The organism is Pseudomonas sp. 1L-B-1-E-C1 (assembly GCF_057291835.1).
The window spans coordinates 70,313-82,465 of the sequence record NZ_JBXAWN010000001.1; the positions used below are offsets into that span (position 1 = coordinate 70,313).

General features: G+C 59.1%; 9 protein-coding genes. 5 read left to right on the forward strand and 4 right to left on the reverse strand.

Annotated elements, in window-relative coordinates:
• The first annotated feature begins 1 nt into the window (after position 1).
• Genes AC0Z4S_RS00320 through pepN form a run of 3 tightly spaced genes read left to right on the forward strand, consistent with a single transcriptional unit; the run spans position 2 to position 3,757 of the window.
• A complete protein-coding gene (locus tag AC0Z4S_RS00320; RefSeq protein ID WP_042609561.1) occupies positions 2–262 on the forward strand; it encodes a YeaC family protein in 261 nt (86 codons plus the stop codon).
• On the forward strand, positions 259–1,089 hold the full coding sequence (locus AC0Z4S_RS00325) for a DUF2797 domain-containing protein (protein ID WP_329516900.1): 831 nt from the start codon (positions 259–261) through the stop codon (positions 1,087–1,089). Before AC0Z4S_RS00320 ends, AC0Z4S_RS00325 begins: the two co-directional genes overlap by 4 nt.
• A gap of 10 nt (positions 1,090–1,099) precedes the next feature.
• Positions 1,100–3,757, forward strand: a complete 2,658-nt coding sequence (pepN, locus tag AC0Z4S_RS00330) for an aminopeptidase N (RefSeq protein ID WP_485621591.1) — start codon at positions 1,100–1,102, stop codon at positions 3,755–3,757.
• 303 nt (positions 3,758–4,060) lie between these two features.
• On the opposite strand, the gene katG is transcribed toward pepN, so the two are convergent.
• Positions 4,061–6,337, reverse strand: a complete 2,277-nt coding sequence (katG, locus tag AC0Z4S_RS00335; protein ID WP_485621592.1) for a catalase/peroxidase HPI — start codon at positions 6,335–6,337, stop codon at positions 4,061–4,063.
• A gap of 283 nt (positions 6,338–6,620) precedes the next feature.
• On the opposite strand from katG, the gene AC0Z4S_RS00340 reads away from it, so the two are divergent.
• Complete coding sequence (locus tag AC0Z4S_RS00340; RefSeq protein WP_485621593.1) at positions 6,621–7,040, forward strand: hypothetical protein; 420 nt, start codon at positions 6,621–6,623, stop codon at positions 7,038–7,040.
• Positions 7,041–7,137: 97 nt separating this feature from the next.
• On the opposite strand, the gene AC0Z4S_RS00345 is transcribed toward AC0Z4S_RS00340, so the two are convergent.
• A complete protein-coding gene (locus tag AC0Z4S_RS00345) occupies positions 7,138–9,345 on the reverse strand; it encodes an LTA synthase family protein (protein ID WP_485621594.1) in 2,208 nt (735 codons plus the stop codon).
• A gap of 328 nt (positions 9,346–9,673) precedes the next feature.
• Here AC0Z4S_RS00345 and AC0Z4S_RS00350 point away from each other — a divergent pair, with 328 nt between their 5' ends.
• Complete coding sequence (locus AC0Z4S_RS00350; protein WP_485621595.1) at positions 9,674–10,690, forward strand: ABC transporter substrate-binding protein; 1,017 nt, start codon at positions 9,674–9,676, stop codon at positions 10,688–10,690.
• Between the two features lie 278 nt (positions 10,691–10,968).
• Here the strand turns inward: AC0Z4S_RS00350 and AC0Z4S_RS00355 are convergent, their stop codons facing one another.
• Both AC0Z4S_RS00355 and AC0Z4S_RS00360 read right to left on the reverse strand, forming a co-directional pair.
• The gene (locus tag AC0Z4S_RS00355; RefSeq protein WP_485621596.1) at positions 10,969–11,448 is read right to left on the reverse strand and encodes a copper chaperone PCu(A)C; all 480 of its coding nucleotides are present in this window, start codon (positions 11,446–11,448) and stop codon (positions 10,969–10,971) included.
• Positions 11,448–12,053 carry an SCO family protein gene (locus tag AC0Z4S_RS00360; RefSeq protein WP_325715352.1) on the reverse strand — a complete coding sequence of 202 codons (606 nt, stop codon included), beginning with the start codon at positions 12,051–12,053 and terminating at the stop codon, positions 11,448–11,450. The genes AC0Z4S_RS00355 and AC0Z4S_RS00360 overlap by 1 nt, the downstream gene beginning before the upstream one ends.
• Positions 12,054–12,153 lie beyond the last annotated feature (100 nt).

Sequence of the window (12,153 nt, forward strand, 5' to 3'; positions counted from 1 at the left end):
GATGTCCTCTTTCAACGACATGATCAGCAACATCACCCCGGACATCTACGAGAGCCTGAAACTGGCCGTGGAAATCGGCAAATGGTCCGACGGCAACAAACTCACTGCCGAACAGCGCGAGCTGTCGTTGCAGGCGATGATTGCCTGGGAAATCCAGAACCTGCCGGAAGACCAGCGCACCGGTTACATGGGCCCGCAAGAGTGTGCGTCGAAGTCGATCGAAGTGCCGAACATCCTGTTCAAGTCGGATGCCATCCATTGATCGAGATTGGCCGCGGTGCAATCAGCAAAATGTCGGCGCGCCTGGACGGGTCGAACGTGCAGTACGCGTTTCGTCTGGATGACGTCGAGGTGCCGGTCAACCCGTTGATCGGCAGCACCCTGCGTCTGGAATTTCTGGGGGCGATCCACTGCACCCATTGCGGGCGCAGGACCAAAACCAGTTTCAGTCAGGGTTATTGCTACCCGTGCATGACCAAACTGGCGCAATGCGATCTGTGCATCATGAGCCCGGAACGTTGCCACTTCGACGCCGGCACCTGCCGCGATCCGGAGTGGGGCGAGAAATTCTGCATGACCGACCATGTGGTTTACCTGGCCAATTCGTCAGGCATCAAGGTTGGCATCACCCGTGCCACGCAGTTACCGACCCGCTGGCTCGATCAGGGCGCGAGTCAGGCGCTGCCGATCATGCGCGTGTCGACCCGCCAGCAATCGGGTTTTGTCGAAGACCTGTTCCGCAGCCAGGTGGCGGACAAGACCAACTGGCGCGCACTGCTCAAGGGCGATGCGGCGGCGGTGGATCTGGCGCAGGTGCGCGATCAGTTGTTCGAAAGCTGCGCCGAAGGTCTGCAAGGCTTGCAGGAGCGATTCGGCCTACAGGCAATTCAGACGATTGCCGATGTCGAACCGTTGGAAATCCGCTATCCCGTCGAGCAATACCCGGCGAAAATCGTCAGCTTCAACCTGGACAAGAACCCGATTGCCGAAGGCACGCTGTTGGGGATCAAAGGCCAGTACCTGATCTTCGACACCGGCGTGATCAACATTCGTAAATACACGGCCTACCAGCTCGCCGTGCATCAATAAGGATTCCAGCATGCGCACCGAACAACCGAAGATGATTTACCTCAAGGACTATCAGGCGCCCGAGTACCTGATCGACGAAACGCACCTGACCTTCGAGTTGTTCGAGGACCACAGCCTGGTTCACGCGCAACTGGTGATGCGCCGCAACCCCGAGCGCGGCGCCGGCCTGCCGCCGCTGGTGCTCGATGGCCAGCAACTGGAGCTGCTCTCGGTGACGCTGGCGGATCAGGAGCTGAGCGCCGCGGACTACCAAGTCTCCGACAGCCACCTGACCCTGCAGCCAACCAGTGAAACTTTTACCCTCGACACCAGCGTGCGCATCCACCCGGAAACCAATACCGCGCTGGAAGGCCTGTACAAGTCCGGCACGATGTTCTGCACCCAGTGCGAGGCCGAAGGCTTCCGCAAGATCACCTATTACCTCGACCGCCCGGACGTGATGAGCAAGTTCACCACCACCGTCGTGGCCGAACAGCACAGCTACCCGGTGCTGCTCTCCAACGGTAACCCGATCGCTTCCGGCCCTGGCGAAGACGGCCGGCACTGGGCGACCTGGGAAGATCCGTTCAAGAAACCGGCGTACCTGTTTGCGCTGGTTGCCGGTGATCTGTGGTGCGTCGAAGACACCTTCACCACCATGAGCCAGCGCAACGTCGCGCTGCGCATCTATGTCGAGCCGGAAAACATCGACAAGTGCCAGCACGCGATGAACAGCCTGAAGAAATCCATGCGCTGGGACGAAGAGGTCTACGGTCGCGAGTACGACCTGGACATCTTCATGATCGTCGCGGTCAACGATTTCAACATGGGCGCGATGGAGAACAAGGGCCTCAACATCTTCAACTCCAGCGCCGTGCTGGCCCGCGCCGAAACCGCCACCGACGCCGCGCACCAGCGGGTCGAAGCGATCGTCGCCCACGAATACTTCCACAACTGGTCGGGCAACCGCGTCACCTGCCGCGACTGGTTCCAGCTGTCGCTCAAGGAAGGCTTCACGGTGTTCCGCGACGCCGGTTTCTCCTCGGACATGAACTCGGCGACGGTCAAGCGCATTCAGGACGTGGCCTACCTGCGCACCCACCAGTTCGCCGAAGATGCCGGCCCCATGGCCCACGCCGTGCGCCCGGACAGCTTCATCGAGATTTCCAACTTCTACACCCTGACCGTGTACGAAAAGGGCTCGGAAGTGGTCGGCATGATCCACACCTTGCTCGGCGCCGAAGGCTTCCGAAAGGGTAGCGATCTGTATTTCGAACGCCACGACGGCCAGGCCGTGACCTGCGACGACTTCGTCAAGGCCATGGAAGATGCCAATGGCGTTGATCTCAGCCAGTTCAAACGCTGGTACAGCCAGGCCGGCACACCGCGTCTAGCCGTCAGCGAGTCCTATGACGCTGCGGCGAAAACCTACAGCCTGACCTTCCGCCAGAGCTGCCCGCCGACCCCGGACAAGGTGGAAAAACTGCCCTTCGTGATTCCGGTCGAGCTCGGCCTGCTCGACAGTCAGGGCAACGAAATCGCCCTGCGCCTGGCTGGCGAAGCCTCGGCACAAGGCACCACTCGGGTGATTTCAGTCACCGAAGCCGAGCAGACCTTCACTTTCGTCGACATCAACGAACAGCCGCTGCCATCGCTGCTGCGCGGCTTCTCGGCGCCGGTGAAACTGAGCTTCCCGTACAATCGCGATCAACTGATGTTCCTGATGCAGCACGACAGCGATGGCTTCAATCGCTGGGATGCCGGTCAGCAGCTGTCGGTGCAAGTGCTTCAGGAGTTGATCGGCCAGCATCAAAAGGGCGAGAGCCTGACGCTCGACCCACGTCTGGTGTCGGCGCTGCGCACGGTGCTCTCCGACGAGTCGCTGGATCAGGCGATGGTTGCCGAAATGCTCTCGCTGCCGGGTGAGGCGTATCTCACCGAGATCAGCGAAGTGGCCGACGTCGAGGCGATTCATGTCGCGCGCGAATTCGCCCGCAAACAACTCGCTGAAGGCTTGTTCGAAGCGCTGTGGCTGCGTTATCAGGCCAACCGCGATCTGTCGAAAAAGACTCCGTACGTGGCCGAGGCCGAGCACTTCGCCCGTCGCGCCTTGCAGAACATTGCCCTGTCGTACCTGATGCTCAGCGGTAAGCCGGAAGTGCTGGCGGCAGCGCTGGAGCAATTCGAGACGGCCGACAACATGACCGAGCGCCTGACTGCGCTGGCCGTGCTGGTCAACTCGCCGTTCGAAGAGCAGAAGGCCCTGGCTCTGGCCAGTTTCGCCGAGCACTTCAAGGATAATCCGCTGGTCATGGATCAGTGGTTCAGCGTCCAGGCCGGCAGCACCTTGCCGGGCGGTCTGGAGCGAGTGAAGGCGTTGATGCAGCACCCGGCGTTCAACATCAAGAACCCGAACAAGGTGCGGGCACTGATCGGCGCGTTTGCCGGGCAGAACCTGATCAACTTCCACGCAGCGGACGGTTCCGGGTATCGCTTCCTCGCCGATCTGGTGATCGAACTGAACGGCTTCAACCCACAGATCGCCTCACGCCAACTGGCCCCGCTGACCCGCTGGCGCAAATACGACAGCGCCCGCCAGGCACTGATGAAGGCCGAACTGGAGCGGATTCTGGCGTCCGGAGCGCTGTCCAGCGATGTGTATGAAGTGGTGAGCAAAAGCCTGGCGTAACCCGATCCTGTAGGAGCTGTCGAGTGAAACGAGGCTGCGATCTTTTGATTTTGATGATCACCGCCCCTCACCCTAACCCTCTCCCAGAGGGAGAGGGGACTGATCGAGGTGTCTTTTTCTATCCGCCGACCTGGATTACCGAGTCGAACTCAGGATCTCAAAAGCCCTCGATCGGCTCCCTTTCCCCCTCTCCCATTGGAAGAGGGCTGGGGTGAGGGGCTGGTTTTTTCCGACACCCCATAATACGAAGCAAACACAAAAATGCCGCTCAACGAGCGGCATTTTCATTGGCACAACAACCAGCTATTTGCGCAGATCAAACCGATCCAGATTCATCACCTTCGTCCACGCCTTGACGAAATCGTTGACGAACTGCGTCTTCGCATCGGAGCTGGCATACACCTCGGCCAAGGCGCGCAATTGCGCATTGGAGCCGAACACCAGGTCCACCCGCGTCGCCGTCCATTTCGCCGCTCCGGTCTTGCGATCACGACCCTCGAACTCGTCGGCATCCCGCGAGGTCGGCGTCCACTCCACGCCCATGTCCAGCAGGTGGGTGAAGAAGTCATTGCTCAGCGCTTCGGTTGTGTCGGTGAACACGCCATGTCGGGTCTGCCCGACGTTGGTGTTCAACACTCGCAGACCACCCACCAGCACCGTCATTTCCGGCGCAGTGAGGGTGAGCAATTGCGCCTTGTCGATCAGCAGGGTTTCTGCCGCAACCGTGTATTTGCCTTTGCTGTAATTGCGGAAACCGTCGGCGATCGGTTCGAGGAAGCCGAACGATTCGACATCGGTCTGCTCCTGCGAAGCATCGACGCGGCCCGGTGAGAACGGCACCGACACCGAATGCCCGGCGTTTTGTGCGGCTTTTTCGACACCAGCATTGCCAGCCAGGACGATCAGGTCTGCCAGCGAGATTTTCTTGCCGCCAGCGGCGCCGTTGTTGAACTCGTTCTGAATGCCTTCCAGCGTGCTCAGCACCTTGTCCAGTTGCTCGGGCTGATTGGCTTGCCAGAACTTCTGCGGGGCCAGCCGCAAGCGTCCGCCATTGGCGCCGCCACGCTTGTCCGAGCCGCGAAAGGTCGACGCTGCCGCCCATGCAGTGGAGACCAGTTGTGACACCGAAAGCCCCGAAGCCAGCACCTTGTTCTTCAGCGCCGTGGCGTCGCTGTCATCGATCAGCGCATGCGTTACGTCGGGCAGGGGGTCTTGCCAGAGCAACTCCTCTTGCGGCAACTCCGGGCCGAGGTAACGAGAGAGCGGGCCCATGTCGCGGTGGATCAGTTTGTACCAGGCGCGGGCGAACGCGTCGGCCAGTTGATCGGGATTGGCCAGGAAGCGCCGCGAGATCTGTTCATAGGCAGGATCGAAGCGCAGCGCCAGGTCGGACGTCAACATGGTCGGCGAGAGCTTCTTGTTCGGATCGTGAGCGTGGGGAACGGTGCCGGCACCGGCGCCGTTTTTCGGTTGCCACTGATTGGCGCCCGCCGGGCTTTTGCTCAGTTCCCATTCGAAGCCGAACAGGTTTTCCAGATAGTTGTTGCTCCACTGCGTTGGCGTGGTGGTCCAGGTGACTTCCAGGCCGCTGGTGATGGTGTCGGCGCCTTTACCGGTGCCGAAGGCGTTTTTCCAGCCCAGACCTTGTTGTTCAAGGCCGGCCGCTTCCGGCTCTGGGCCGACGTTGTCAGCAGGGCCGGCACCGTGGGTTTTGCCGAACGCGTGGCCGCCGGCGATCAGCGCCACGGTTTCTTCGTCGTTCATGGCCATGCGGCCGAAGGTTTCGCGAATGTCCTTGGCCGAGGCCACCGGGTCCGGGTTGCCTTCAGGGCCTTCCGGGTTCACGTAAATCAGGCCCATCTGTACGGCGGCGAGGGGATTTTCCAGATTGCGTTCGCCCTGATCGGTGCGGCTTTCTTCGCGGCCATGCAAGTCGGGCTCCGCCACCAGCGTGCCGTCGCCGGGTTCCTGTACCGGGCCATTGCTCTTGCCATAACGGTTGTCGCCGCCCAGCCACTCGGTTTCCGAACCCCAGTACACATCTTCATCCGGTTCCCAGACATCCGCGCGGCCGCCGGAGAAGCCGAAGGTCTTGAAGCCCATCGACTCCAGGGCGACGTTGCCGGTGAGCACGATCAGGTCGGCCCAGGAAATATTGCGCCCGTATTTCTGCTTGATCGGCCACAGCAGGCGCCGGGCCTTGTCGAGGCTGACGTTGTCCGGCCAGCTGTTCAGTGGCGCAAAGCGCTGTTGGCCAGAGCCGGCGCCACCACGGCCATCGGCGGTGCGATAGGTCCCGGCGCTGTGCCAGGCCATGCGCACGAACAGCGGGCCATAGTGGCCGAAATCGGCCGGCCACCAGTCCTGGGAATCGGTCATCAGCGCTTTGATGTCTTGTTTCAGGGCCTGGAAGTCGAGGCTTTTGAAGGCTTTGGCGTAGTCGAAGTCCTGGCCCAGCGGATCGGACTTGGGTGAATGCTGGCTGAGAATTTTCAGATTGAGTTGATTCGGCCACCAGTCACGGTTCGTCGTACCGCCACCGGCGGCGTGGTTGAACGGGCATTTCGATTCGTTTGCCATGTTCGTATCCCTATCAGGTCTGCGGCCGGCTCGTGCCGACTTCGGACTGGTAAGGCTAGACCCGAGTTGGCAAGTCGGCTAATAGGCCGACTGTTGTGAGTTGATAGTGAAACTCTCTTACGTCCTAAGTATGTTTTGTTGGGTTCTTCGTTCCCTTATCGCCAATAATTCTAAAAAACTGTCATTTATTACAGTGTTGCCAGTGGAGAAAATCACTTAGTTTTTCAGCTGCAGCCCAAGATTTCAGTTATTTATTCCTAATGGTTAAAAAAAGGATGATGCCATGAATGTCATGTCTGAAGAATTGAAGAAACTGGTTAAAAAAAATAAAGCAAAGTCAAGCGGAACACTTCTTGGCTATATAGATGCAGATCTGTTTCTCAACAGTAAAACCGTTCACTATCTGCGTGTGGAGACGCACGAGGTTATCATCGGGAATGAGCAGCATGACGACAATTTTAAACAGAGCTGGGTAGTTTTTTCAGTTCCAAATGATCTGGACGAGAACGCACCTGAACATACAGTCTTGTTTCATACTGATGATGCGCGGTGGGGGTTCCAAATCGAGCATGAAAACTATATAGCTGATGATGGAGTTGTAACTTTCAAATATTCGTCTGGAAAAAAGCGTATATCCGGTAAGTTTAAGCTTTCATCTGGGAAAACGAAAGTGAGTGGGAATTTCGATATATCGAATGAGTGATTGTATAGGCAGGGTGTGTATACACTCTGCCTTTTATTAAATGAAAAGTTTATGGTTGTAACAATAAAACCATAAAACACACTTCCGGATTTATTCGCTAGCTTGTGCTCCTTTCATCCTCCGGCACATCATCCAGCAAATCCTCCTGACCCGGCACTTCGGTAATGACACTGAAATCCGTCACCTCAACGGCCCCCGATCCATACCCCAGCAAGTGAAATGAAAACGCCTTGCGCTGTTGCGGGTTAGCAAAGCTGAAATCCATCTCCAGCGGCTGCTCTGCCGTGACGACCATCTCCGCTGGCAATCCCAGTTGCACGTCCTGCTCGAACTCTTTCGCCTTGAGCTGGATGTAGGCCGCCTGCTGCGGATCGACCGAACGCACGGTCAGGCGCACGCGGGTTTGCGAGCCTTTGGGCATTTCCAGATACTGCGCGCCGATCAGGTTGTCGGCCCAGTCGTCCTTGACTTGCGCCTGCAGGGGGATGATGTTGTTGCTGCCGAACTGGTAGCGATGGTTGAGCGGCGTGCGCAGCAGGGACAGGTCCAGGGCATCGGCCCGGGCGGCGATCTGTCGGGCCGGGTGACCGCTGTAGGTGCCTTTGTAGGTGGCAGCTTCGGCGATGAAGCCGGTGCTTTGGTAATAGCGGCAGCGGCGTGGCAGGTCGCACTCGGAGAAGATGCCCTGACCGTTGTGGTAGCGCAGCTTGCCGTTGGTGAACGACATGATTTCGCGGCCGGAATCGTAGTCGCGAAACAGCGACCGGCCGCTCAGCGCAGTCGGCACCGGCAGGTCGAAATAGTCGAGGATCGACGTGCTCAGATCGACATGGCCATAAACTCCGGCATTCAGACGCGGCAGTTGCGCCTGTTCCGGCGCCAGCGTCAGGTTGAAACCCCACGAAGAGGCGAGGCGCACGCCGTCGATACCGTGAGATTCATCCGAAGTGATCACCACCAGCGTGTCTTGCAGAACGCCTTGGCGCTCCAGCCCCGAAAGGAACTGGTCCAGCGCATCGTCGAGGTAACCGACGGCGGCCTGCTTCGGCGTCTCATAGCGCTGCAGATAATCGTCAGGTGCGGAGTAGGGCTGGTGGGTGCCAACCGTCAGCAGCGTAAGCATCCACGGCTGTTTGTGCTTTTTCAGTTGGCCGACGTAATCCAGCGCACCTTCGAAAAAGGCCTTGTCATCCTTGCCCCAAGGGAACTCCAGATAATTGCTGTTGCTGAACCATTCCAGGCCGTGAGTCGCGTCGAAACCGATGTGCGGCATGATTTTGTCTTTGGCCATGAAGCGCAGGCCGGCACCTTGCAGATAGTGGGTGCTGAAACCGTGAGCGCGCAGCTGCGCTGGCAGGCAGGCGTGATTGCGCTCGTTCAGGGTGAGCATTTCCACGCCTTTGGGCGTGCCGTTGTTGAGCTTGTCGTAGTCACCGCAAAGCATGGCGTACAGACCGCGAATGGTCTGATGGCTGTGCAGCACGTAGTCCGGGGTGTTCATGCCGCGCTCGGCCCAGCGGCTGAGATTGGGCATCAGGTCTTCCCGATAATGACTGCCGATCGCCTCGCGGTTGGCACGGATGTAGGCTCCGGGAATGCCTTCGAGCGCGATGATCAACACATTGCGCGCCTGACCCGGCGCGGCCAGCAGCTTCTGGCCACTGAGGTCGACGTCGGTGAGCCCAGCCATCGCCGGTGTGGGTTCTTCAACGTCGCCGTCGAGCCATTCCTCGGCCTGGATCTGCAGGTCGGCGACTTCACTGGCGAGCAGTTGATGCGGCAGGTTGTACAGGCGCCACGCGTCGCCGTCGTTCGGCCACAGGTTTTGCGCACCCCAGTGTGCGGCGAACAACACGATTGGCGCGACCCAGACCGCACGCGGCAGTGCCGGACGAGACAGACCACGTCCGGCCACTTGAGTCAGCAGCCAGAAACTCAATGCCCCCAACAAAGCGATCGCCAGGGCAGGGTGCGCAAGCCCGCCGCCGGTGGAATTCTCGACGAACTGCGGATCGATCAAATAGTGAATATCCGAAGGCGTCGGCAGGCGGCCGACGGCGCTGACCAGTTCTGCCGTGGCGATCGCCAGCAGCGCCCAGAACAACAGCACCGGCAAGACCAGCCACCATGCGCGGCGATGCAGTGCTACCACCAGCAGACTGCCGACGGCCAGATCCGAGAGAAAGCCCAGCGGTGTCGACCAGCCCAGGGCCGCGCGCAGGCACACCGGCACGATCAATACCAAAACGATGAGGGAGAGGAGGCGGGCATTCGGCTGCCGTAGCCAGTTGAAAAGAGCGCTCACAAAAAAGGCCTGCATGTCATCAAAGGGTCAAAAAAGTGTGGGTGATGATAACAAGGACAGGAATCCTGATCGGCTTTTTAAACTGGCGGCTCGCGCTCTCTGATGAGGCGGATACCCAGTGCTGGCGGGCGCTTCGGACCAGCTGTGACTTTTCAGCCAGGACAGTTTTTTGTTTCAGACTGTTGTAGGTCCGTCCACCGCTGGTGATATTCACGCAGCAGACGTCAAATCCCTCAGTGCTATCGATATGCGATAAAGGTATTTAAGTTCTATTTTTTATAGCTATAAAGTCAGGTCTTTTAGCCCACCCCCATGCTGCGAGGTTGTCATGGCCACACCGTTCAAACGTTCTGCGCTGACTTTGTTGGCGGCTACTCTGGCAGCGGGTGCGCTGTTCAGCAGCGGTGCCCAGGCCGAAGGCGAAATCAGCATCGCTCAGCAATTCGGCATCGGGTACCTGATTCTCGATGTCGTACGCGATCAGCAGCTCATCGAGAAACACGGCAAGGCCCAAGGCCTGGAGATCAAGGTCGACTGGAACAGCATTTCCGGCGCCACCGCCATGAACGAAGCGCTGCTGACCGGTGCGCTGGACGTGGTCTCCGCCGGCGTGCCGCCGATGCTCACCGTGTGGGACCGCACCAAGGGCAAACAGAACGTCAAAGCCATCGCCGCGCTGGGCTCGATGCCCAATTATCTGCTGACCAACAACCCGAACATCAAAACCCTGAAGGACTTCAGCGACAAGGATCGCATCGCCGTGCCAGCCGCGGGCGTAGGCTTCCAGTCGCGCACGCTGCAGATCGAAACCGCCAAGGAATTCGGCGACGACCAGTTCAAGAAATTCGATAACATTTCGGTCAGCCTGCCGCACCCGGACGCCACCGCCGCGCTGATCGCCGGCGGCTCGGAAATCAACTCGCATTTCTCCAGCCCACCGTTTCAGTATCAGGCTCTGCAAAACCCTAACGTGCACAAAGTGCTGAGTTCCTACGACATCCTCGGCGGCCCGGCGACGTTCAACGTGCTCTACACCACAGAAAAATTCCACAACGAAAACCCGAAAACCTACAAGGCGTTCTACGACGCACTGGCCGAAGCCGAGAAGATCATCAAGGCCGACAAACCTGCCGCCGCTCAAGCCTATATTCGCGTAGAGCAATCGAAGCTGCCGCTGGCGCTGGTCGAGCAAATCGTCAAAGACCCGGAAATCGACTTCACCGTGGTGCCGCAACGCACGTTCATCTACGCCGAGAAATTGCAGGAATTGGGTGTGTTGAAGAACAAAGCGGCAAGCTGGAAGGATTACTTCTTTGAAGAAGCGCATGGTGGTGCGGGGAGTTGAAGGATTCGGCATCACCCGGAACTACTGTAGGAGTGAGCCTGCTCGCGATGGCGTCAGGTCATTCGACATTTTCGTGACTGACACACCGTGATCGCGAGCAGGCTCACTCCTACAGGGGATTTGTGGCGTATGCGAAATGGGGCATCGCCCGGAACTACTGTGGGAGCGAGCTTGCTCGCGAAAGCGGAGTTCAGCCACAGGTGATTTGACTGACCTGACGCCTTCGCAAGCAAGCTCGCTCCCACAGGTTTTCTGGCGAACAGCATTTCAGCCAGCGATCAATGCATCTTGCTGTGATCGTGGCCGCCCATCTCGGTCAGCGCGCGAACCGGCGCTTTAACCTCGATGGCTTCTTTCTCGCCCTTGGCGTTTTCCACGGTCAGGGTCAGCGGCACGCTGTCGCCTTCCTTTAATTGACCGGTCAGGCCCATCAGCATGACGTGGTAGCCGTTCGGGTCGAAGCTCACGGCTTTGCCGGCGGGCAGGTCAACCGACTTTACCGGGCCCATGGTCATGACGTCGTTCTTCATGCTCATCTCATGAATCTGCACGTCCTTGGCCACTGGCGAGGCGACGCTGAGCAGTTTGCTGTCGCTGTCGGCAGTGACGGTCATGAAAGCGCCGCTGGCAGACTGGGTCGGCACGGTGGCACGGACCCATGCGTCGTCGACTTTGGTTTGCGCGGACACCTGGAACGCCAGGCCGAGCAGGGACAGCGCACACAGGGTGCGTTTGAGTTGATTCAAAACGGGATGCATCAGCAGACCTCCATAACAGTAAGCAAATCTTCCGTGCACTCTTGGGCTGTCAGCGAAGTGGACAGGCCCAGGCGCAACTCACCACGCGAGTCGTAGACATAGCTGGTGGACGTATGGGAGATGGTGTAGGTGTCGCCGGCCGGGACTTTTTCGTAGAACACGTCGAATTCCTTGGCGGTGGCCCTGGTTTCCTCAAGTGTGCCGTACAGCGCGACGAAGCTAGGGTCGAAGGCTTTGACGTAGGCGTCGAGGATCTGCGGCGTGTCGCGTTCGGGGTCGAGGGTGATGAACACCACTTGCAGGCGGTCGCCGTCGCGGCCCATCAGTTTCTTGATCTGCGCGGCGCGGGCCAGGGTGGTGGGACAAACGGCCGGGCACTGGGTGAAGCCGAAGAAGATCATCGGCATCATCCCGCGAAAGCTCGACAGCGACATGGTTTCGCCTTCGGGGTTCTTCAGCTTGAAGGTGCGTCCGAGGATCTTGTCGCTCAGATCCTTGCCGTACTTGTACGACAGTTGGCCACGGGTATCGCAACCGGCGAGCAGGCCGAGCCCGAGCACGCCCATTCCCGCAAGTACCTTGCGGCGAGTCAACAAAGCCGTCATCTAATACCGCCTTTTGCAGCCCGCAAGTCGGCAGGACTGGCGGGGGGTTAACCGTAAAAGCGCCGCATGATAGCAAACTGAGCCCGTTCGCCGGCCGCCG

Coding starts and splice junctions, on each gene's coding strand:
- AC0Z4S_RS00320 (WP_042609561.1), top strand. CDS start 2: ATGTCCTCTTTCAACGACATGATCAGCAACATCACCCCGGACATCTAC.
- pepN (WP_485621591.1), top strand. CDS start 1,100: ATGCGCACCGAACAACCGAAGATGATTTACCTCAAGGACTATCAGGCG.
- katG (WP_485621592.1), bottom strand. CDS start 6,337: ATGGCAAACGAATCGAAATGCCCGTTCAACCACGCCGCCGGTGGCGGT.
- AC0Z4S_RS00340 (WP_485621593.1), top strand. CDS start 6,621: ATGAATGTCATGTCTGAAGAATTGAAGAAACTGGTTAAAAAAAATAAA.
- AC0Z4S_RS00350 (WP_485621595.1), top strand. CDS start 9,674: ATGGCCACACCGTTCAAACGTTCTGCGCTGACTTTGTTGGCGGCTACT.
- AC0Z4S_RS00355 (WP_485621596.1), bottom strand. CDS start 11,448: ATGCATCCCGTTTTGAATCAACTCAAACGCACCCTGTGTGCGCTGTCC.
- AC0Z4S_RS00360 (WP_325715352.1), bottom strand. CDS start 12,053: ATGACGGCTTTGTTGACTCGCCGCAAGGTACTTGCGGGAATGGGCGTG.